Origin of the sequence: Romboutsia sp. CE17, assembly GCF_012317385.1 — a bacterium.
In the GTDB taxonomy this organism is placed as follows: Bacteria; Bacillota; Clostridia; order Peptostreptococcales; family Peptostreptococcaceae; genus Romboutsia_E.
The window spans coordinates 2,408,480-2,431,653 of sequence record NZ_CP051144.1 but is presented as its reverse complement, the minus strand read 5'-3'; the positions used below and the strand labels follow the sequence as shown (position 1 = coordinate 2,431,653).

The following is a 23,174-nucleotide window of genomic DNA, read 5'->3' as shown; positions in this document are numbered from 1 at the left end:
TAAATATAGGAAATAATTCAATTTAGTATGTAAAAAGAGAGGAATAAGTTATGAGTTTATATGCAATAGGAGATTTACATTTTTCAACTTCTGTTAATAAACCAATGCATATATTTGGAGGCAATTGGGATAGGCATGAAGAAAAAATAATTGAAAGTTGGATGTCAAAGGTAAAAAAAGAAGATACAGTATTAGTGCTAGGAGATACTTCTTGGGGAATTAATTTGTCTGAAGCTAAATCTGATTTAGATATAATAAGTGAGTTACCAGGAAATAAGTTTTTTATAAAGGGAAATCATGATTATTGGTGGACTACTGTGACAAGTTTAAATAAGCTTTATGATAACTGTAAATTTATACAAACTAATTTTTATGAATATGAAGATTATGCTATTTGTGGTGGAAGAGGATGGATTTGTCCAAATGACGTAAAATTTGATGCAAAAGATGAACAAATTTATAAGAGAGAAGAAAATCGTATAAGAATATCTTTAGAATCAGCGAGAAAAAAAGGTTATGAAAAGCTAATAGTGATGACGCATTATCCACCTACTAATGATAAGTTAGAAGACTCTATATTTACCAAGTTATATGAAGAATATAATGTAGAAAAAGTTATATATGGTCACTTACATGGAAAAGAATCATTTAAGATGGGGCTAAAAGGTATAAGAAATGGTGTAGAGTATATATTAGCTTCATGTGATTATTTGAATTTTGATTTAATACAAATATTGGATTAATAAATAATTTAAATGTAAATACTATAAAAAGTATATAAAAATGGGGGAAATATAAATTTTATTTATATGAAAAGGAGAATTAAATAATGAGATGGATATTAGTATTTATTTTTTTATACCTTATACCCCTATTAATATTATTTAAAAATAATAAAAACTTTAAGCGAAATTGTATATATGGAAGTATTTACACAGTTCTTGCAACTACAATAGTCATAAGTAATGTTTACATGAGTGGTCTTAAGAAAATAGAAGAAGCTTTATACTATCAAAATTACGCGTTTGATCAAAGATATAAGGATAAGTATACTTCTAATTTTGAGTATTGGGATAATAAGAAAAGTAATAAATCAAAAGATAAAGATATAAGCAAAGAATCCGAAGTTAATAAAGAAGATGTATATGAAGAGCGTACATCAAAAGATAATAGCGACATATCTAAAAATGATAGCAATGGAGAAGAAATAAACAGTGAAGTCGATAAAGAGGTAAATAAAGAAATAGAATCCAAAAAGGTTAAAGAGTCTGACTTAGAAAAATTAGATGAGTTTAAAAGAGATATTTATGATATAGAACGTGTAGCATTAATACCGATGAGAGATTGTTTACCTTATACCAAAGATATAGCAAAAAATTTAAATAAAATATCTGAGATAAGAGAAAGTATTTCATATGCTGAAGAAATGTGTAAAGATGTTATAGATATATATGAAAGTATGGAAATGCCAGACTTATCTAAAGAAGAATATGTTGTGGTATTAAGTAATGCAAGAGATGATGTTAAAAAAGCATATGAATTAAGAGAAAAAGCTATGGAAAATGCTATAAAACTTTTAGATACTAAAAATCCTAAATATATAGGTAAAATAACAGAATACTTAAAGCTATCAGATAATTATATTGCTAGTTTCAAAGAAAGAGTACAAGATTTAGGAACAAAAATAAATAAAAATTAAATGTAAAATTATAAAAAGCTTACCTTATTAGGTAAGCTTTTTGGTATTATATACATATACTTAGAATACATATTTTGATTTATAATATGAAATATGATATAATTTCTAACTATTAGACTTTATTGGATTAATGGAGGGGCTTATGAGAAATTTAAATATATGTATAGATATAGATGGGACAATAACTAATCCTTACCATTTCATACCATATCTAAATAAAATGTATGAAAAGAATTTAACGGAAGAAGAGTGTACAACTCTTGATTGGAAAGAACTTTATGGTGAAAATATAGAGGAAATATTAAATAAATTTCATGATGAATATATTAGTGCTTATGATGAAGCTGAAGTTGTAGAGGGAGCTAAGGATATAATAAGTGAATTATATGAGGAAAATAATTTATATTTTGTTACAGCTAGAAGTACTAGCTTAACAGAGATTACAACAAGTTGGCTAAATAAAAAAGGATTTTCCGATATAGACGTATATTTATTAGGAAGCGACTATAAAATAGAAAAAGCAAGAGAATTGAACTGCAACATATTTATAGAGGATAACCCTTGGAATGCTATGCAAATTGCAAAAGCCGGAATAGATGTTATTTTAATAGATACAAATTACAATAAAGATGTTGACCATGAAAGAATAACAAGAGTAAAGGATTGGAATCAGATAAAAGAATTAATACAAAGTAAGTATTAAAATTTATAATGGGGGAGGCGATCTAATGATTGAGTTAAAACTGAAGAATAGAAAAGGAAGCTTACATGTAAGTAGTAAGGAAGTAAAAGATATCTTAAAATTACGTCCAGACTTTGAAGATGTTCAAGATATATCAAATAGTATCAACCAAGAAAATATGATGGTTTTTGATTGTAAGTTATCTGAAGATGTTTTTTCAATGGAAGATATAGAAGAAGTTCTTGAAGAAATGGGAGAAAGTATAGATGAATCCTACTTCAATGTTATTTTTGATGATGTAAGAGTGTATTTAAAAGATGCAACGGATGAAATTGAAGCAGAATTGCAAGATTTTTATTTAGTTGATAATATAAGATGTTTCTTTGATGTATATAACATCGATGAAGGATTTACGGATTTTAAATTTGTTTTTGTAGTGAGCTTTGAAGATATAAAGATTGCATCCCTTACGAATCTGGCTAAGATAGTAGCAAAAAGACAATTAATAGGCGCCTCAAAATTTTATAGTTAAAGAAAAAGACTGTAAGATAATCTTAATTAAAAGTTTATCTACAGTCTTTTATTTATAGCTAAGGAATTATGCCTTATTTATTGAACCGAATAATTCCATTTTTTCTTTAACACAAGCTTTTATAGCTTCCACACCTGGAGCTAATACTTTACGAGGGTCAAATCCTTTACCTTGTAAATCTTTTCCATCTTCTATGTATTTACGAGTTGCTTCAGTAAATACTAATTGACATTCTGTATTAACATTTATTTTAGATACTCCTAAAGATATAGCTTTTTTTATCATATCTTCTGGGATACCAGTTCCACCATGTAATACTAATGGCATATCTCCAGTAGCATTATTTATAGCAGCTAGAGCGTCAAAGTTTAGACCTGCCCAGTTTTCCGGATATTTACCATGTATATTTCCTATACCAGCAGCTAACATATCTACACCTAATTCAGCTATTTGCTTACATTCATCTGGATTAGCTATTTCACCAGAACCTACAACGCCATCTTCTTCTCCACCTATAGCTCCAACTTCTGCTTCTACAGATATTCCTTTAGCGTTTGCTATTTCTATTATTTCTTTTGTTTTAGCTATATTTTCTTCTATTGAATAGTGAGAACCATCAAACATAACAGAAGAGAATCCTGCTTCTATTACTTTTAATGCAGCATCATAACTACCATGGTCTAAGTGAAGTGCAACTGGAACTGTTATGTTTAACTCTTCTATCATACCATTTACCATTCCAACTACAGTTTTGTAACCACACATATACTTACCTGCACCTTCAGAAACTCCTAATATAACAGGTGAATTATTTTCTTGAGCTGTTAATAATATTGCTTTAGTCCATTCTAAGTTATTTATATTGAATTGACCTACAGCGTATCTCCCTTGTTTTGCCTTAATTAACATTTCCTTAGCAGAAACTAACATAGTTAAACCTCCATAAAAACGATATTCATAAAACTTACCCATTTATTATATTATATCTTTAAAATAAAAAAAGGTATATAGTAAATTGTAATAACTTTAAATTAAAAGTATAATAATATCTATAAATTAGTATATCTATCTACTTATAAATTTAGTAAATGTTAAAATTGTAAGAAGTTTGGTTTTATATAAATTATTATTTTAAAGAAAGGTAATATAATAAATGGCAAAGAAGCAACGTATTGATAAAATACTTTCTAATATAGGATGTGGAAGTAGAGCAGAAATAAAAAAATACTGTAAACATGGAAGTATAGTAGTTAATGGAAAAACAGTAACAAATCCAGGTCTGCAAGTTGATCCAGAAGGTGACGAAATATTATTTAATGGAGAGAAAATTAAATATAGAGAGTTTATATATATAATGATGAATAAGCCAGATGGTTATTTAAGTGCTACATTTGATAAGAAAGATCCAATTGTATTAGATTTAATAGATCCATCATATTTAGTATTTGAGCCTTTTCCAGTAGGAAGATTAGATAAGGATACAGAAGGATTATTGGTTTTAACCAATGATGGACAGTTATCTCATAGAGTTTTATCTCCGAAAAAGCATGTGCCTAAGACTTATTATGCTAAAATAGATGGAGTAGTAACAGATGAAGATGTAGAGGCTTTTTCAAAAGGAGTTACTCTTGATGATGGGTATGAAACTATGCCTTCTCAGTTAACTATATTAAAGAGTGGAGCTGAATCTGAAATTGAACTAACTATTCATGAAGGAAAATTCCACCAGGTAAAAAGAATGTTTGAGAGTGTAGGTAAAAAAGTAGTATACTTAAAAAGGCTCTCTATGGGAAAATTAAAGTTAGATGAGAGTTTAGCCTTAGGAGAATATAGAGAGCTAACTGAAGAAGAAATAAAACTAATAGAAGAAAAATAGTTTTAAAATATATAAGTTACGGAGGAAATACAGTGAAAAGAAAAGACATAATTGAATTTGAAGTAGATAAAATGGAGTTCGGTGGAACTACTGTTAGTATGTTAGATAATAGAGAAATCCACATGAAGGGCGGAATAAGTGGACAAAAGGTTAAAGCAGTAGTAAAGAAAGCTAGAAGTAAAAAGGCTGAAGTGAAAATGTTAGAAGTATTAGAGAAATCTCCAATAGAAACAGCTACTCCTTGTAAGCATTTTGGTGAATGTGGAGGATGTACAATATTATCTGTACCATATGAAAAGCAACTTGAAATAAAAGAAAGACAAGTTATGGATTTATTCTTACAGCAAGATATATTTGGATTCCAATTTTTAGGTATAGAGGGAAGTCCAAATGATAGACTATATAGAAATAAAATGGAATATACTTTTGGGGATGAAATGAAGGATGGTCCTCTTACACTAGGTCTTCACAAAAAAGGTAGACATATAGATATTTTAACTGTTGATGGTTGTTATTTAGTAGACCAAGACTTTATAAAAGTATTAACTTCAACTGTAAAATATTTTGATGAAAAGAAATTACCATATTATAGAACTATGAGCCATAAAGGATATTTAAGAAACCTTGTTGTTAGAAAAGGTATAAATACTAATGAACTAATGGTTAATATAGTTACATCATCTCAAGAAGATTTTGATATGACTGAATACAAAAATATGTTAATAAATCTTGATACAGAAGCAGAGATAGTTAGTATATTACACACTATAAATGATGGACTTGCTGATGCGGTTCAATGTGATGAACTAAGAATATTACACGGAAGAGATTATATAAATGAAGAGTTATTAGGTCTTAAGTTTACGATATCTCCATTTTCATTCTTCCAAACTAATACTAAGGGAGCAGAGAAACTTTATACTATAGCGAGAGAATTTGTAGGAGATCATGAAAATAAAATAGTATTTGACTTATATAGTGGAACTGGAACAATAGGACAAGTTATGGCAGGTGCTGCTAAAAAAGTTTATGGTATAGAATTAATAGAAGAAGCAGTAGTAGCGGCTAATAATAATGCCAAGTTAAATGGATTAACTAACTGTGAATTCGTGGCAGGAGATGTAGCAAAAACTGTTAAGAACTTTAAAGTAAAACCTGACTTAATAATAGTTGATCCTCCAAGACCAGGTGTTCATAAAGATGCAATAAGAGATATATCAGGATTTGGTGCTAAAGAAATAGTTTATATTTCATGTAATCCAAAGACTTTAGTTTTAGACTTAGTTGAATTTAAAAATTATGGATATGAGGTAGAAAAAGTTAAGTGTATGGATATGTTCCCTAATACTCCTCATGTTGAAACTTGTGTTAAATTAATAAAAAAATAATCTATGAAAACAAAATAATTAAAAATACTGAAAAATAAAGGGTTAAACAAGAATTTTGCTTAACCCTCTTTTATATTTATTATTTCTTTAATTCTTCTGTAAGTTTTTTTTCAGCCTCTATCATTTCGTCAGTTTTATTTATGGTATTAACTATTTTCATCTTATACTTTTCTGTATCATCACTGAAATCATAATCTTTAGCTTCATTTTTATTATTTTTAGAGCTCATTTTTTTCACCTCGCTATTATAATGACATACTTTGTTATTGTATTATATGTTTAAGTGATAAGATTTTATAAAAAGTAGGTATTATAAATATAAAGGTTCACAAATATTTATTTAAAATCTCGTAAAAATAAATTTACCAGCTTATTAGATAAACATTATTAAAATAAAAGTAAATGAACATATTACTTTTCTAGATTTTAGTATTCTTCTAACTTTCCTTCGATTAATCTAAATTTTCTACTACATTGAGAAGAAATATAATCATCATGAGTTACTATGATTATCGTTTTACCTAATTTATTAAGCTCTTTAAGTAAACATAATATATCGTCTCTTGTATTTGGATCTAGTGAGCCTGTTGGTTCATCCGCCAATATTATTTCTGAGGGCCTTAATAGTATACGAGCAATTGAAACTCTTTGTTGCTCTCCTCCTGATAAAGAGAATACTTTTGTATTTAAAGGTAAGTGTAAGCCTACTTTTTCTAAAGCTTTTTTCTTTAAACTTTCTTTATTTTTTTTAGTTTCTTTAGAATATATCAAAGATACATCTAAGTTCTGACCTATAGTCTCATTTTCGATTAGTGCATAATTCTGAAATAAATATGCAATTTTTTCTCTTAAAAGTTTATTTATATGCGATTTTGATGCTCTTGTCATGTCTTTGCCAAATAAATTTATATTACCTGATGTTGGCTTATCCAAAAAACCAATTATATTTAAAAAAGTACTTTTACCAGACCCACTTTCACCTGAAATTGAAATCATATCTCCTTTGTTTATATCTAAGTCTACATTGGAAATAATTGTTTTGTCTGAAAAAGATTTATTTAGGTTTCTAATTTTATATATAGAGTCCATACTTCTTATTCCCCTTTCAATACTTTAATCTTATTCTTACTCTCTAATATAGATATTGATACTAGAATAAAAATAAGATCAACAATATATATTAATGATGTTATTTTTATAAAATCAAATGGAATACCTATGTTAGATACAAAAAGTAATAAAATTTGTATTATATATGATCCTATAAAGATGTTAAAAAATTCCTTATAAGCCTTAAATTTGCCTATTCCAAAACTTCTTTTTATAATAAATTTTTGTTTATATTTATTAAATATTATTATTATATTTTGTAGCTCTATCACTAAAAAGCATACAAAAATCATAATTACAATAGTAAGTGAGATTTTTATATCGTTTTTTAATTCACTTATTCTAGAAAGTATTAAATCATTTAAGTTTATAATTGTAGTAAAGTTGTCATCTAGACCTAACTCCTTAAAAAGTGGTAATAAGTCATTGTATGTATCAATAGTACTATTATTTATTAATTTTACTTTTAATGGACTACTACCGCCATTGCCCCAAGTACCATATTTATCACTAACAAGGCTATTATTTTCAGTTATTACTTCGATAATAGGATCATTAACCATATTTTTATTAGATGTATTAACATCAGGATTAAAACTAAATAAATTCTGATTGTTTTTAGTCCATATTATTTTAATTTCTTGATTCATGAATTCATCTTTATTTATTTTGTGGTTCATATCATCATTCTCGAAGTTGTAAGAACCTTCTCTTAGGAATTTTATATCATTAATAATTTTATGTTCTTCACTTTTATATTTTTCAGGAACTAATACAATCCATGATGTTTCATTTTCTGATATGGATATATTGTTATTATGTTCATCTTTTATATTAACTTTATTTAAGTAGTTTATATTTGCTGTCATAGTAAAATGGCGGTTAAATTCTGGACCAACCTCAATATCATCCTGAAACTCTCCAGCATCGATATATAATGCACCATTTTTATTTAAGTAATTATATAACTTATTAGAGAAATCTACATCAAAATATTCATCATCTATGTCATTATTCCCAAATAAAACAGGATAGATTACCCCATAGTCTTTACTAACTTCCCATTGACTTATATTATCTAAATCTTTAATAAGAGACTTGATATTTAGAAGTATCCCTGCACTTATAGATGTTATTATAGAGATGAATATGATTTTCACTAAGAAGTTAAATTTTATTAAGTATGCATCATTATCTTTATTTTTTATATTAAAATTTAAATTACTTTTCAGTATAAAAGTATATGGTATCAGCAAAAATACACTGAAAATAATATAATAAATTATTTGCCTAAATATTAAACTCAATGTAAACGTGTATGGTAATTTATTTATTATTGAAATAATTATCATAATTACACTTGTATAAATATAAGATTTATTTAGAGGATTCTGCACGATAGTCATCCAAATTCTGATATTAGAGATACCATTTAATTTATAAATACTTATTTTTTTAGAATTTTGTAAAATATAAAATGTTATAACAAGGATGGAAACTATAATAATCATAAAAGAAATAGTATCTAAAATTTTAAGCGGTTCTTGTATATTATTAATTTGAGATTGACTTGAATATTTAAAATTTTCAACAGTATATGTTGTATCTAAATCATGATTTATCCTCTTTATAAGAACACTAAGAAAATCATCAGCTGATAAATCTTTGGGTAGTTCGGCATAATATACTCCTGATACTGAAAATGATCTATACAAACTATCGAAGCTTTTTATTTTTATATTATCATTATTTCCAAAATCTTTTATTAATCCAATTTGGTTCGGATCATTTGTATTATAACTACTATAAAACTCTTCATCTTTTAATTTGGTATTTATATTTTTTTCATTAAAATCAAATACATTAAAGAATTGAGTATTTGTATTAATTAAAGTATATTTTACATCTTCGAATGCGCCTTTATTATTAGCAACTACGGATTTTCTAAATATATTAACATTTTTTTCAGAAGAAACTTCTTTTATTATTTTGTACATTTCATTAGGGTCGGATAGTCTATTATCATTAGGAATAAAGAATTGAAAAGCTATTGAGCCTTCTATACTATTTATTTTATTTATTTTTTCTATGTCAACCTTATTAAAACTAGTAAGAAATATGAAAATAGAAAGTATTGATGTAAATAGAACTATTATTTTTTTCAAGAAAATCACCTCTTTTGCAAAACTTAAAAACCATAAATAATTTAAAAATCATTTATGGTTTTTATATCTATTTAACGCTGTTACTCCAATATACATATGCTCCCCAACCATATTGAGATTTTATCTTAAAGTTTGAACTTTATTGCAAAATACTAACTTCAAGATAAATTATAGATAATTTATATTTTTATTTCAATGTTTTGGATAAAACTAGTCAGTAACTGTACAAAATTAGTCAATGATTATACAAAGCTAATAATAATGCCAAGTTAAATGGATTAACTAACTGTGAATTCGTAGCAGGAGATGTAGTAAAAACTGTTAAGAACTTAAAGTAAAACATGATTTAATAATAGTTGATCCTCCAAGACCAGGTATTCATAAAGATGCAATAAGAGATATATCAGGATTTGGTACTAAAGAAATAGTTTATATTTCACATTTATTATCTCTTTAATTCTTCTGTAAGTTTCTTTTTAGCCTCTATCATTTCGTCAGTTTTATTTATGGTATTGACTATTTTCATCTTATACTTTTCTATATTATCACTGAAATCATAATATTTAGTTTTATTTTTATTATTTTTAGAGTTTATTTTTTCACATCACTATTATAATGACATACTTTGTTATTGTATTATATGTTTAAGGGATAAGATTTTATAAAAGTAGTATAAGATATAGAATACCTTAAAAGAGAGTATAGAAATATTATTTACTATGTGAAATTTTCACCTTAAAAATGCTATCATTTATGGTGAGGGTAACTATATAAATTTGATATGCGGTGGAGGAGGAAGATTAATATGATAAAACTAGTAGCAGCAGATATGGATGGAACTCTATTAAATAGTAAAAAGGAAATATCTCCAAATCTGTTTGAAACAATATATAAATTAAAAGATAAAAATATAAAATTTGTAGTAGCAAGCGGAAGACAATATTATAATTTATTAAAAATATTTGAAGATATAAAAGATGACTTAATATTTATTAGTGATAATGGTTCCATTGTATTTGAAAAGGGAAAGAATATACTTATTAGTGAAATAGATGAAAAAAAGTTAGTTGAACCTATAGAATTAATACGAAACATAGATAATGCATATCCAATATTATGTGGAGTAAATTCTGCATATGCTGAAAATGATAATCCAGAATTCATATATAATGCAAAGATGTATTATGAGCATTTGAAAATTGTACCAAATATATTAGATGCAATAAAGTTAGATAAAATATGTAAAATAGCTGTATACGATGGAAGTGGAGCTGAAACTAATTCTTATCCTTTATTAAAAAAATTTAATAAGGATTTGTTAGTTTGTTTATCAGGAGAGAATTGGGTTGATTTTATGAACCTAGATATAAATAAGGGTAAAGCAATAAAGAAGCTTCAAGAAATGTATAAAATAACACATGAAGAGTGTATGGCGTTTGGAGATTATTTAAATGATTATGAAATGATGCAAGAGTGTAAGCATAGCTATGCTATGGCAAATGCACATCCAAAACTAAAAGAAATATGTAATTATGAAGCTAAATCTAATGATGAAGATGGAGTTATAGTTGCTATAAGTGACTATTTAAATAAAAATTATAAGTAAAATAAAACCCTGACAATATTTTTATTTTATATATATAGTTTTTTTATTATTAAAGTAAGCTAAATTTATGGATAAAAATAAAGAAAAAATCTAAATATAATTAGAGATATTATATTTAGGAGGCAGTTTAATGAATAAACCTAAAAATTTAATTAAGCCTATACTATTTTTAACTATAGGTTTTATGCTTATAATGACTATAAAAACAACTAATATATTTAGATTACAAGATAAAGTTAAAACGAGCTTAGAAGAAACATTAAAGGTTATAAAAGTAACTGAGGAAAAAGCAACTATAAAAGATAAAACATTAGTAATAAATTCAAAAATTCCTAAGATTCATTATAAAAATGAAGAAGTAGAAAGATATATAAATTCATATATAAGAAGAAATATAAATGAGTATATAAATCATCAAAGGCAATTAAATGATATTAGCGATAGTGAATATAATGAAGAAATAGATATTAACTATCATGTTGTTTATGAAGATGAAAACTTAATAAATATAATTATTTATAGAAATATAAAACTAGAGAATAAAGAGTTTAAACTTGAAAAAGATAGTTATGTTTTTGATTTAAAAACTGGTCAAAGAATATATTTAGATAACTTTTTAAAGGATAATGAGGATTATAAAGAAGTTATTGAGGATTATATTTATAATAATTTTAAGAATAGTAATTTAAAGAAATATATAGAAAAAGTAACTATAGATAAAAACACTAATTATTATATAAGTGAAGGTGGTATAAATATATATTTTAATCCTTATAAAGAAAGCAAAAGTAATTTGGAATATGAATTTAAAATCCCTTATGACATATTTAAATCTACTATAAAAATGGTGAAGACTGATGAAATCGTGGCTAATATAGACACGCAAACTATAAGTAATAAGGATAAATATATAAATAGCGTAATAAACATACCTATAATTATGACTAATAATAAGGATATCGAAAAAAATATAAATTATAAAATAAGAAATGAAATAATGAATTTTTATAATGCATCTAAGGAAGAAGCAAAGGCATTTTTGAAAGATAATCCAGATGAAGAGGGCAAATTTGTAGCAAATGTATATTTTGAAGTAAAGAAAAATAGTAATAATATGCTAAGTATACTAGTTACATACTACAAGTATAGTGGAGGAGCACATGGAGAGTATAAAAATGTAGCTTATAATATATATATGAAAAATGGCAAGTTTTTAGAATTAAATGAATTATTCAAAGCTAATATAGATTATAAAAGTGTTATAAATAATGAGATAAGAAAGCAAATAGAAGATATGGCAAAAAAAGACCCAGAAAATATAGGGATATATCAATTTACATCAATAAATGATAACCAAAAATTTTATATACAAGATAATAATATTGTTATATTTTTTGATTTATATGAGATAGCGCCATATGCAGCTGGAATACCAGAATTTATAATAAATATAAATACAATAAGCCATATATTAAAAGAAGACTATATAAATATATTTCAATAAAAAATAAGTTGTAAGGTTATATTATTATAAATACCTTACAACTTATTTTTTTATAATTAAATAGTAGGATTTAAAGAGGCTATTTTAGTGACAGCAACATACACTCTAGATATTTCATACCAAGTTTTGAAATCAACAACACCTGTTTGAGGTAATCCAAATATCCTTTGGAATGTTTTTACAGATTCTGCAGTACTTTCTCCATAAATTCCATCTTCTTTAACTTTAGGTATAGCAGGATAAGATCTAGAGATAGCATTAAGTTGATTTTGAATAGTTTTAACATATCTATTATTGGATCCAATTTGCAGTGTTTCATTAGGATAAGATACTGGAACACCACTAACTACAGGTGCCTGTTCGAATATGATTTCATCTCCATAGAAGTATCTTAAAATTTCTTCGTAACTTTTACCTTGATCTCCTAAATCTTTACTACCCCATTGAGTCATTTGATTAGGGCATTGAGCTTTTTGACCGTCGCAGTATTGAGCCAATAGGGGCTGTCTAGCAGTAGGAGGTCTCTTAATATAAGTATTAAAAATATCATCAACTACAACATTAATAGTATCGAAAAAATTTCTATTGTTTATAAATTTATGATCATAAGCAGTAGAGGATGTGATTGTAAAGCTATATCCTTTACTTCTATACCATTCAGTATAAACTCTATTTAAAGTAAATGATATTATGGCTATTACATTGGAGTAAATAGTTTGAGTTGGCCATGTAGAGTATATCTCTGATGCTGCAACATTTTTTATATAGTCTTTAAATGGAATCCAATAGTTTTGAGCGGATGTATCTTCTGGAAGTCCATCATGAACAACTATAAACTCTGGAACTACTGGATTATCTAAAACAACAAATCCAGTAGGAGCAGGAAGTGGTTTTAGGTCACTTTCTGGTATTTTAGGAGGAAAATTTCCCCAAAGAGTATTTGCTGGAATATTAAATATAACTTCATTTTGTCTAGAATATGATAATCTAGATCTTTGCCTTTCTCCCATAGGAACTCCTTGACGAGATTCTACAGTAGCAAATAATTGTGTACCATTTATAACAACAGTTTCATAACCATTAGCAATAACTTCAACTGTATACTCACTGTATGGTTTTACATCTGAAGGCTGTTGAGAATAAGATATATCTGGAGCAGGTAAGCTTAAATTAGTAACCTGACCCGAAATATCGCTTTTTAAATTGCTATATACAGTAGTTTGACTTTGACCACTTTCTGTGGGAGTGGAATATATATTTACCGTAGCTCCTTGGATTGGGCTGTTAGTTCTTGAGTCAACTACATTAACAGTTAAAAAACCATCTTGCATAAAATCACCCTTTCTTAGAGAACTTTAACCTCTATCATATTTTATTCTATGAACTGAAATCTTATTTTGTTAAGGAAATGGAGATAATAATAAATAAAATTAAAAGAAAGAGGATATATAATGAAGATAAAATTTTTTATACTGGCAATAGCACCGATAGTAGCTTGTTTATTTTGGATATATTTAAAAGATAAATATGAAAAAGAGCCTATACCTATATTAATTAAGTATTTTATATTGGGAATTATATCGAGCTTACTAGCCTTAGTTATAGAAAACTTATTAATAAAGGTAAGTATATTTGAAGGAATGAGCTTAATACTATATACATCATTTATTGTAGCTGGTTTTACAGAAGAATCGCTAAAGGCAATGATATTAATACCTAACCTATTAAAAGAAAAGCAATATAATGAAAAGCTAGATGGTATTATATATTCAGTATTTTTATCACTAGGTTTTGCAGCTATAGAAAATATAATTTATATATTTTATGAAAGCGAAGAGTTAATTTTACAGGTTAGCTTAAGTAGAGCAGTAATAGCTATTCCTGCACACATAATGTTTGCTATAACTATGGGATACTATATAAGCAAGTATAAGTTTGAAGAACAAAAGTTTAAGAAACAACGATATATTATTATGGCTGTTATAATACCTATTTTACTTCATGGTATTTTTGATTTTATATTGATGATAAAATACAGATGGTCTATTATAATATTTATAGTTTATATTATATTCTTATGGAAAATTAATTTAGATAAACTAGATAAGTATACAAATATTTCAAAAATAAGATTTTTAAGGTATATAAAAATTAGACAGAGAAAAAGAAAGACAAGAAAGAAGGACGATAGACGTGACTAATCTACCAAAGGAATTTTTAGACGAAATGAAAATAATTTTAGGAGATGAATATAACGAATTTATAAAAAGTTATGATGATCCTAAAACTACAGGATTAAGAGTCAATACTTTAAAAATGACTAAGGATAAGTTATTAAGTTTAAATTTATATAGTTTACAAGAAATACCATGGACTAATGAAGGTTTTTACTACGATGAAAGTATATATAGGCCTGGAAAAAATCCACTGCATGAAGCTGGAGCGTATTATTTGCAAGAGCCTTCAGCTATGAGTGTTGTACCAAAGCTAGATGTACAAGAAGGAGAAAAAATTCTAGATATGTGTGCAGCACCTGGTGGAAAATCTACATATATATTATCTAAATTAAATAATACTGGATTACTTGTATCAAATGAAATAAACCCTATTAGAATAAAAGCACTAGGCGAAAATTTAGAGAGATTTGGTGCTAAAAACTGTATTATAACAAATACGGATTCCAGAAGTCTAAGAAAAGTTTTTGAAGGATACTTCGATAAAATAGTTATAGATGCTCCATGTTCTGGACAAGGAATGTTTAGAAAAGATGAGGTAGCTATATCTGACTGGAGTTATGCAAAGGTGTTAGAGTGTCAATCTATACAAAGAGAAATAATAAGAGATGGATACCACATGCTAAAAGAAGGCGGAATTTTAGTTTATTCAACATGTACATTTGCAAAAGAAGAAAATGAAATTATAATAGAGGAATTTTTAGACGAATATACAGATGCAAAACTTATAGAAATGGAAAGGTTATGGCCTCATAAAGTAAAAGGGGAAGGTCATTTTGTAGCAAAAATACAAAAACTAGAAGAAGATAGATGCTCAACTAAAGACCTAAAAATAAAAAAATTAGATAAAGAAGTAAAAGATTATAGAGACTTTGAGAAAAAATTCTTAAATATTAAATTAGACAATAGATTTGAGTTAAGAGGCGAAAATTTATATTTATTACCAGACGAATTACCTGATATAAAAAAGCTTAAAGTGTTAAGATATGGGTTACATTTAGGAATGTTAAAGAAAAATAGGTTTGAGCCTTCTCATGCACTATCTCATTATTTAAAAATAGATGATGTAAAGTATATAGAAAACTTTAATATTAATGAAAAAGAAGTTTTAGATTATTTAAGAGGTAATACTATAAATACTGGACAAAGCAGAGGATGGGTTTTAGTTTGTGTAGAAGGTATTGCCCTTGGTTGGGGAAAAGAATCTAATGGAGTATTAAAAAATCATTATCCTAAAGGATTAAGAATAAATTATTAATAAAATATAGAGTCATGATTAATACTAAAATAAGGAATGTTATTTTTAGGAGGTATTAATTATGGTTTCTTTGGATAAAACAAATGAATATGTTATATATAAATTTTTAGAAAGATATGACTACGGTGGAGTCTTAGCTATCTTAGAAGAGTGTGGAATAGAAGATGGTGATTTGTATTCATTAATAGAATCTTGCAAATATGCTGTTAACTTTGATTTTAAAAGCGCAATAAAAATTATGGAATCTATGGATTTTCAATTAATATCAAGAAGAGATGTTCAATTCCTATTTACAAATTTAGAGAATTTAATAGCTGGAGATCCAGAAGATTTAATGTCAGAGTTAATAGCAAACATAAAGATACAGATTGTAAATGAAGAATATATAGACTTTCTAGGTAGATTGTATAGATTAAAAGAAGCATTATTTAAATATATTTTTGTAAATACAAAAGAAAATAAAAAGTATAAGGTATGTATGCATGGCAAGATGGTATCAAAGAAAAATATTATGTACACTTTAAAAAAGAAGTATAATATATATAACGCTAACTTGATTCATGGGGTAACAAATTATATACATAGGTATGTAAAGCAAACAAAGAGAATGGACAAGGTTTTAGAAATTTTAAATGGAGAGAGGCTAGAAAATCTTATTAAACTTAGAAATGATAGCCTTATAGGTCATGGATTTAAAGGAGTAAGTAAAGAAGATATTGAATATATATATGGGAATCCAATGGAGGTTACAAAGGATTTGGTTAAAGCTTGTGAACTTCTTGATTTAGGCATAAACATAGATAAGTACGACCATATTAATGAAATAGCCATACAATTAATTGGAAACTATTCTAAATACTAGTTTTAAAATTGTGTTTTGGGGAGATGATATGGGTGGTGAAAAAAATAAAAAATGTAGTGTTCGAATGGGTTAAAATAATCTTAACAGCACTTGTAATAGCATTTATTATAACTCAGTTTATAAGACCAACTTTAGTAAGAGGAGAGTCTATGTACCCTACACTAGAAGAAAATGACTATTTAATTGTAAATAAAATTTGTTATAAAATAAAAGATTTGAAAAAAGGCGATATAATAGTATTTAAAACAAATTTACTTCAAGAAGATGGAACTAATAAAGATTTAGTAAAAAGGGTAATAGCAACTGAAGGTGATCACCTAATAATAAAAGACTACAAGGTTTATGTAAATGATAAGTTAATTGATGAACCATATATTCATGGACAATATACAAGTGGGGATATAGACATAATAATCCCAGAGAGTAAAATATTTGTAATGGGAGATAATAGGGAGAAAAGTTTAGATAGTAGATATGCTGAAGTGGGCCTTGTAGAAGAAAATGATGTTATGGGAAAGGTTACACTTAGATTATACCCATTAGAGAGAATAGGAATGGTAGACTAACTATACGCCATAAGTAAAAAGACATAGGAGAGGTAAAATGAGTGACAAATTAAAAAAAGAAATAATTGACTGGATAAAGACAATAGCAATTTCTTTAGTATTAGCATTTTTAATAGTTCAAGTTATAAAACCTACTATTGTAAGTGGAGAATCTATGTATCCAACGTTAAATGATAGGGATTATTTAATACTAAATAGACTATCTTATAAGTTTGGAGAGGTAGAAAGAGGAGATATAATAGTATTTAAAACAAACTTGAAACAAGACAATGGAAAAGAAAAGGATTTGATTAAGAGAGTAATCGCAATACCAGGTGATCATTTAGTAATAGAAAATTCTAAGGTTTATATAAATGATGAATTAATAGATGAGCCATATATACATAATGCATATACATCTGGTGATATAGACATAGTAATTCCAGAAAATAAAATATTTGCTATGGGTGATAATAGGGAAAATAGTAAAGATTCTAGATCAGAAGATGTAGGATTAGTAGATGAAAATGATATTTTAGGAGAAGTTATGGTAAGATTATTACCTATAAGTAATATAGGAACCGTAAAATAGGAGAGTAAATGAAGATTGGTATTTCAGCACTTTTATATAATTTAAAAGAAGCATTAGAAATTTGTAAAGAAGAAAATATAGCTCATATAGAAATTGGTATAGATAACTTAGAAGAATGTAATGAGCTTTTAACATATAAGGATGATTTTAATAAACTAGATTTATCTATAGGAATTCATCTTCCTATGGAGCTAAATGCTTGTGAAAATATAAATTACATTAGGAAATCATGGGTTGATTTTGTAAATAGAATTAATCAACAGCTAAATACATTAGATATAAAGTATATAAATATGCATTTAGGATATGCAATGACTAATAGGTTAAATAATAATAGAAAAAAATACTTAGATAATGCATTAAAATTTTTTAATAATGATAACTTAGATAAAGATATAATTATTACTATAGAAAATACTTATTCAAATGATGGTGATTTTTCAAATATAGGTAATAAATTAAAAGATTTCGAATATATATTTAAGAGTGCTAAAAAAGATAACTTATATTTTTGTTATGATACAGGACATTACCTAATAAATAAGGATAGATATTTACAAAGTTTAAGAGAAAAAATAAAGGTAGTACACTTAAGTGATAATGATGGAATTAAAGATACTCATATTGGTATTGGAAAAGGAATATTAGAAAAAGATCATATAAAATCAGTTATTGAAATTGATCCAGAATACTTAATATTAGAAATAAACTATATTGATATTAAAGATACATTAATAATTTTAAGAAACTTATAAAAGAGGTGTAACTACCTCTTTTTCCTATATAAATAAGGGAAAGGAGAATGCTATGAATAGTATTAATTTAAAAATAAATGGAAAAATACAAACATATAGCATAAATAATGAATACAAAGGTGTTAAATTAGAAGATATAGCGAAAGCTAATGAAGAGGATTTTAAAGGGATTATTACACTTGGAATTATTAATAATAAATTAAAGGAACTAAGCACTATAATTAAAGAAAATTGTAGTATTAAGTTTCTAGATACTACAGATATAGATGGCAAGAGAGTTTACTATAGAGTATTAAACTATATATTTATAATGGCTTGTGAAGAGTTATTTGAAAATACAAAAGTTACAGTTGAGCACTCTTTATCAAATGGATTATACTGCGAAGTTCATATTAATAGAAATTTAAATGAAAATGATATAAATAAGATTAAAGAAAAAATGAATGATATAATCAAAAATAATTACGAAATAGAAAAAATAAGTACAACGAAAGATGAAGCTATTTCTATTTTTAAACAAAATAATATGATCGAAAAAGCTGAACTTTTAAAATATAAGGAGTATGATGATGTAAAGATATACAAGTGTAATGGATATATTGATCATTTTTATGGATATATGTTACCATCGACTGGCTATATAAAGACATTTGATTTAAAATTATATAAAAGTGGAGTAATACTTTTTGGACCTAGTAAAGAAAATAAGGATATTCCTAGGGAATTTAAGCCACAACCAAAGTTATCAAATATATATAGTGAATCAGAAGAATGGTCTAAACTAATAGGTGTAGATAAAGTATTAACTTTAAATAAGATAATAGAAAACAAAGAGTATGGAGATGTAATAAGAACTGTTGAATCATTACATGAGAAAAAACTTTCACAAATAGCAGATGATATAAAGGAACAGAAAAAGAGAATTGTTTTAATAGCAGCCCCATCTTCTTCTGGTAAAACAAGTTTTGCGCACAGATTATGTATTCATCTTAGAGTAAATCATTTAAATCCTGTGTCTATATCTTTAGATGATTATTTTGTAGATAGAGAACATACTCCACGAGATGAATTTGGTAATTATGACTTTGAATCTATATATGCAATAAACCTAGAGCAATTTAACAGAGATTTAAAGGATTTATTGGATGGAAAAGAAATATCTTTGCCTAAATTTGATTTTAAACTAGGAAAGCAAGTAGATAGTAATAAAAAGTTAAAAATAAATAGTGATCAGCCGATAATCTTAGAAGGTATACACGGATTAAATCCGATGTTAACATCTTCAATTTCTGATGATGAAAAGTTTAAAATATATTTAAGTGCTCTTACTCAGATTAATTTAGATGATCATAATAGAATACCAACAACAGATTTAAGACTGATTAGAAGGATAGTTAGAGATTATAAATTTAGAGGATATAGCGCTGAAACAACTATAATGAATTGGAATTCAGTAAGAAGGGGAGAAGAAAAAAATATATTCCCATTCCAAGAAGAAGCAAATGTTATATTTAACTCAGCATGCTTATATGAACTTGCAGTATTAAAAAAATATGCAAGGCCATTATTAGAAGAAATAAAAGAAAATAGTGTAGCATATATAGAAGCAAATAGGATATTGAAATTTTTGCAATATTTTGTTGAACTAGATGATGTATCGGATATACCGTCAATATCAATATTAAGAGAATTTATAGGTGGAAGTAAAATTGTAGATTAATAAAATTTTAAGCATTGTTTAAAATAAAATTAAATTTATTTTTAGACAATGCTTTTTATATTATAATATAATGTATAGAGATCTTTAAACAGCGGAAGATATTACTACGAAGGAGGTTTTTATAGACAATATGGAAAAATTATTAAAAGACATAATAAAATTAAATAAAAAATACACTAATTATGGCCAAGTTGCAAGCTATATACCAGAATTAAAAAATGCAAATGCTGAGGATTTAGGAATTTGCATTATAGATAAAGATAACAATATGTACAGTGCAGGTGATTACAAGAAAAAGTTTACTATACAAAGTGTTTCAAAAACTATAGTACTAGCTATGGCCTTAATGGATAATGATTGGGCGTATGTATTTTCTAAAGTAGGAATGGAGCCAAGTGGAGACCCATTTAACTCAATTATGAAATTAGAAACGGATGATACTACAAAGCCATGCAATCCCATGATAAATGCAGGAGCAATAGTTACAACTTCTTTAATAAAAGGTAGCTCATTAAAAGATAAAGAAGAAAGAATGTTAAATTTCTTTAGAAAAATTGCTAAAAATGATAACATAAAAATAAACCAAGCTGTATATGAATCGGAAAAATTAACAGGTGATAGAAATAGAGCTATGGCTTATTTATTAAAAAATGATGGAGTAATAGATGGAAATGTGGAAGAAATACTAGATTTATATTTTAAACAATGTTCTATAGAAGTTGATGCAGAGGATTTAGCAAGGATAGGTCTTATATTTGCTAATTATGGATTAGACATAGAAACTGGAGAACAAATAATAAGTAAAAATGTATCTAGAATGGTTAAAACCTTTATGGTGACTTGTGGAATGTATGATGCATCAGGTGAATTTGCAATAAAAGTTGGGATTCCTGCAAAATCTGGTGTAGGAGGAGGAATAATGGCATCTGTTCCTGGAAAAATGGGGATAGGACTATATGGACCAGCCCTTGATAAAAAGGGAAATAGTATAGCTGGAATAAAAATTTTAGAAGATTTATCTAAAAAGCTGGAATTGAGCATATTTTAAAATATAGAATTTTTTGACAATTATATATGCTTCATATATAATTAGAATATAATAAAATAATTTTTTTTTAGGGGTGGAGGAATGAAAGAGTTACTTGTGCTAAGAGATTTAGAGAGTATAAAGGCTATTGCACATCCTCGAAGAATCGATATTCTCAAAGCATTTGAAAAAGAGCCATTATCAGCTAAGCAATTGTCACAAATGTTAGATGAGCCTCATGCGAAAATTAACTATCACATAAAAACTCTATATAAAGTGGGTATATTAGAACTAGTAGAGGAAAAAATTAAGTCTGGTATCGTTGAAAAATATTATTATCCAACTGCAAAAAATATAATGGTAGGAAAGAAAGTAATTGATTTTTCATTAGATAATTTATGGGATGAGGAACAAAAAGATATATGTATATCAAAGTTTGAAAATATGAGTGAGCTTTTTTATAGAGCTGCTGAAGAAGAGTTACTTCAACCTTATAATGTGATAGAGTATGATGATGTATCTTTTACGGAGAGTGAAATTAAAGAGATTAATGAAGCAATGAAGTTAAAAATAGAAGAAATATTAGGGAGAAAAGCCGAAGTAGAATCAGCTTCTGGATATAATATAGCTTTAGTAAGTATACCTATATTAGAAAAAGAAGAGTATAATTTATAATAGTATCAACATTAGTTGATACTTATTTTTTTGGGTATAATTAAAATATACAATCAAAAATGAATAAGACATAAGGAGGAATTATATGCTTGTAATAGGACCACATATTTCAATATCTAAAGGATTTGCTAAAGCAGCACAAATAGCTGTAGATATGAATGCAAATACATTTCAATTTTTTACTAGAAATCCAAGAGGAGGCAATGCGAAAGCTTTTGATGAAAAAGATATAGCTAAATTCCAAAAAATAAGAGAGGAAAATGGATTTGGACCTCTTTTAGCGCACGCACCATATACTATGAATTTAGGAGGTGCAAAAGACGATGTATATGAATTTGCAAGAAAAGTAATAAAAGAAGATATAGAAAGGATGAATTCTCTAGGAATAGAATATATGTGTTTTCATCCAGGTAGCCATGTGGGCGGAGGAATAGATTTTGGTATAGAAAGAATTATAAATGGCCTTAATGAAGGTATAAAAGGTGATGAAAATTTAACTATACTTTTAGAGACTATGTCGGGAAAGGGTACTGAAATAGGGTTTGAATTTGAACATTTAAGAAGAATAATTGACGGCGTTAAGCATAATGAAAGATTAGGAGTATGCTTAGACACGTGTCATATATTTTCAGCTGGATACGATATAGTAAATAACTTAGAATCTGTTTTAGAAGAATTTGATAGAATTATAGGACTAGATAGACTAAAAGCAATACATCTAAATGATAGTTTGATGCCATTTGGAGATAACAAAGATAGACATGCCCCAATTGGAGAAGGAAAAATAGGATTAGATGCTATAGTAAATATACTTACACATCCCAAGTTAAAAGATTTACCATTCTTTTTAGAAACTCCTTTTGATGAAGAAGGGCATAAAAGAGAGATAAAAATGATTAGAGATATACTGACTAATAAATAATATTAATATATAATGAAAATGT

23 protein-coding genes and 1 pseudogene are annotated in these 23,174 nt (G+C 26.6%); 19 read left to right on the top strand and 5 right to left on the bottom strand.

What is annotated here, in order from left to right; all coding sequences use genetic code 11:
- Window positions 1-50 precede the first annotated feature (50 nt).
- The 4 genes from HF520_RS11620 (at window position 51) to HF520_RS11605 (ending at window position 2,913) form a co-directional block, all read left to right on the top strand.
- Window positions 51-743, top strand: coding sequence for a metallophosphoesterase (locus HF520_RS11620; protein ID WP_168574189.1), 693 nt, complete (start codon window positions 51-53; stop codon window positions 741-743).
- Window positions 744-829: 86 nt separating this feature from the next.
- The gene (locus tag HF520_RS11615; RefSeq protein ID WP_168574188.1) at window positions 830-1,699 is read left to right on the top strand and encodes a hypothetical protein; all 870 of its coding nucleotides are present in this window, start codon (window positions 830-832) and stop codon (window positions 1,697-1,699) included.
- 142 nt (window positions 1,700-1,841) lie between these two features.
- Window positions 1,842-2,402 (top strand): 5' nucleotidase, NT5C type, encoded by a 561-nt coding sequence (locus tag HF520_RS11610; protein ID WP_168574187.1) that lies wholly within the window; start codon window positions 1,842-1,844, stop codon window positions 2,400-2,402.
- A 25-nt stretch (window positions 2,403-2,427) separates the two neighbouring features.
- A complete protein-coding gene (locus HF520_RS11605; protein WP_168574186.1) occupies window positions 2,428-2,913 on the top strand; it encodes a hypothetical protein in 486 nt (161 codons plus the stop codon).
- A gap of 66 nt (window positions 2,914-2,979) precedes the next feature.
- On the opposite strand, the gene fba is transcribed toward HF520_RS11605, so the two are convergent.
- On the bottom strand, window positions 2,980-3,843 hold the full coding sequence (gene fba / locus HF520_RS11600; RefSeq protein WP_168574185.1) for a class II fructose-1,6-bisphosphate aldolase: 864 nt from the start codon (window positions 3,841-3,843) through the stop codon (window positions 2,980-2,982).
- A 223-nt stretch (window positions 3,844-4,066) separates the two neighbouring features.
- Between fba and HF520_RS11595 the strand changes: the two genes are divergently transcribed.
- Window positions 4,067-4,789, top strand: a complete 723-nt coding sequence (locus tag HF520_RS11595; protein WP_168574184.1) for a pseudouridine synthase — start codon at window positions 4,067-4,069, stop codon at window positions 4,787-4,789.
- 32 nt (window positions 4,790-4,821) lie between these two features.
- Window positions 4,822-6,177 (top strand): 23S rRNA (uracil(1939)-C(5))-methyltransferase RlmD, encoded by a 1,356-nt coding sequence (gene rlmD / locus HF520_RS11590; RefSeq protein WP_168574183.1) that lies wholly within the window; start codon window positions 4,822-4,824, stop codon window positions 6,175-6,177.
- A gap of 79 nt (window positions 6,178-6,256) precedes the next feature.
- Here rlmD and HF520_RS11585 read toward each other — a convergent pair whose 3' ends face one another.
- The 3 genes from HF520_RS11585 to HF520_RS11575 all read right to left on the bottom strand — a co-directional run bounded on the left by HF520_RS11585 (window position 6,257) and on the right by HF520_RS11575 (window position 9,452).
- Window positions 6,257-6,406, bottom strand: coding sequence for a hypothetical protein (locus HF520_RS11585; RefSeq protein WP_168574182.1), 150 nt, complete (start codon window positions 6,404-6,406; stop codon window positions 6,257-6,259).
- A gap of 197 nt (window positions 6,407-6,603) precedes the next feature.
- Complete coding sequence (locus HF520_RS11580; RefSeq protein WP_168574181.1) at window positions 6,604-7,266, bottom strand: putative bacteriocin export ABC transporter; 663 nt, start codon at window positions 7,264-7,266, stop codon at window positions 6,604-6,606.
- 5 nt (window positions 7,267-7,271) lie between these two features.
- Window positions 7,272-9,452 carry a DUF1430 domain-containing protein gene (locus HF520_RS11575; protein WP_168574180.1) on the bottom strand — a complete coding sequence of 727 codons (2,181 nt, stop codon included), beginning with the start codon at window positions 9,450-9,452 and terminating at the stop codon, window positions 7,272-7,274.
- A gap of 251 nt (window positions 9,453-9,703) precedes the next feature.
- Here HF520_RS11575 and HF520_RS15460 point away from each other — a divergent pair.
- The 3 genes and pseudogenes from HF520_RS15460 to HF520_RS11565 all read left to right on the top strand — a co-directional run.
- A pseudogene (locus HF520_RS15460) lies at window positions 9,704-9,891 on the top strand (hypothetical protein); the annotation flags it as partial.
- 366 nt (window positions 9,892-10,257) lie between these two features.
- Window positions 10,258-11,058, top strand: coding sequence for an HAD family hydrolase (locus tag HF520_RS11570; RefSeq protein WP_243155148.1), 801 nt, complete (start codon window positions 10,258-10,260; stop codon window positions 11,056-11,058).
- A gap of 130 nt (window positions 11,059-11,188) precedes the next feature.
- Complete coding sequence (locus HF520_RS11565) at window positions 11,189-12,562, top strand: DUF3298 domain-containing protein (protein ID WP_168574178.1); 1,374 nt, start codon at window positions 11,189-11,191, stop codon at window positions 12,560-12,562.
- Window positions 12,563-12,618: 56 nt separating this feature from the next.
- On the opposite strand, the gene sleC is transcribed toward HF520_RS11565, so the two are convergent.
- Window positions 12,619-13,893: a spore cortex-lytic germination protein SleC gene (gene sleC / locus HF520_RS11560; RefSeq protein WP_168574177.1), complete on the bottom strand. Its 1,275-nt coding sequence runs from the start codon at window positions 13,891-13,893 to the stop codon at window positions 12,619-12,621.
- A gap of 120 nt (window positions 13,894-14,013) precedes the next feature.
- Between sleC and HF520_RS11555 the strand changes: the two genes are divergently transcribed.
- The 10 genes from HF520_RS11555 (at window position 14,014) to HF520_RS11510 (ending at window position 23,152) form a co-directional block, all read left to right on the top strand.
- Window positions 14,014-14,763, top strand: a complete 750-nt coding sequence (locus HF520_RS11555; protein ID WP_168574176.1) for a PrsW family intramembrane metalloprotease — start codon at window positions 14,014-14,016, stop codon at window positions 14,761-14,763.
- Window positions 14,756-16,054 carry an RsmF rRNA methyltransferase first C-terminal domain-containing protein gene (locus tag HF520_RS11550; protein WP_168574175.1) on the top strand — a complete coding sequence of 433 codons (1,299 nt, stop codon included), beginning with the start codon at window positions 14,756-14,758 and terminating at the stop codon, window positions 16,052-16,054. Before HF520_RS11555 ends, HF520_RS11550 begins: the two co-directional genes overlap by 8 nt.
- Before the next feature lie 61 nt (window positions 16,055-16,115).
- Window positions 16,116-16,916, top strand: a complete 801-nt coding sequence (locus HF520_RS11545) for a hypothetical protein (protein WP_168574174.1) — start codon at window positions 16,116-16,118, stop codon at window positions 16,914-16,916.
- A gap of 32 nt (window positions 16,917-16,948) precedes the next feature.
- On the top strand, window positions 16,949-17,482 hold the full coding sequence (gene lepB / locus HF520_RS11540; protein ID WP_168574173.1) for a signal peptidase I: 534 nt from the start codon (window positions 16,949-16,951) through the stop codon (window positions 17,480-17,482).
- A 37-nt stretch (window positions 17,483-17,519) separates the two neighbouring features.
- Window positions 17,520-18,053 carry a signal peptidase I gene (gene lepB / locus HF520_RS11535; protein WP_168574172.1) on the top strand — a complete coding sequence of 178 codons (534 nt, stop codon included), beginning with the start codon at window positions 17,520-17,522 and terminating at the stop codon, window positions 18,051-18,053.
- A gap of 8 nt (window positions 18,054-18,061) precedes the next feature.
- A complete protein-coding gene (locus tag HF520_RS11530) occupies window positions 18,062-18,808 on the top strand; it encodes a sugar phosphate isomerase/epimerase family protein (protein ID WP_168574171.1) in 747 nt (248 codons plus the stop codon).
- A 52-nt stretch (window positions 18,809-18,860) separates the two neighbouring features.
- A complete protein-coding gene (locus HF520_RS11525) occupies window positions 18,861-20,528 on the top strand; it encodes a nucleoside kinase (protein WP_168574170.1) in 1,668 nt (555 codons plus the stop codon).
- Between the two features lie 130 nt (window positions 20,529-20,658).
- A complete protein-coding gene (gene glsA / locus HF520_RS11520; protein WP_168574169.1) occupies window positions 20,659-21,576 on the top strand; it encodes a glutaminase A in 918 nt (305 codons plus the stop codon).
- A gap of 81 nt (window positions 21,577-21,657) precedes the next feature.
- Window positions 21,658-22,230, top strand: coding sequence for an ArsR/SmtB family transcription factor (locus HF520_RS11515; RefSeq protein WP_168574168.1), 573 nt, complete (start codon window positions 21,658-21,660; stop codon window positions 22,228-22,230).
- 85 nt (window positions 22,231-22,315) lie between these two features.
- Complete coding sequence (locus HF520_RS11510; protein WP_168574167.1) at window positions 22,316-23,152, top strand: deoxyribonuclease IV; 837 nt, start codon at window positions 22,316-22,318, stop codon at window positions 23,150-23,152.
- Window positions 23,153-23,174 lie beyond the last annotated feature (22 nt).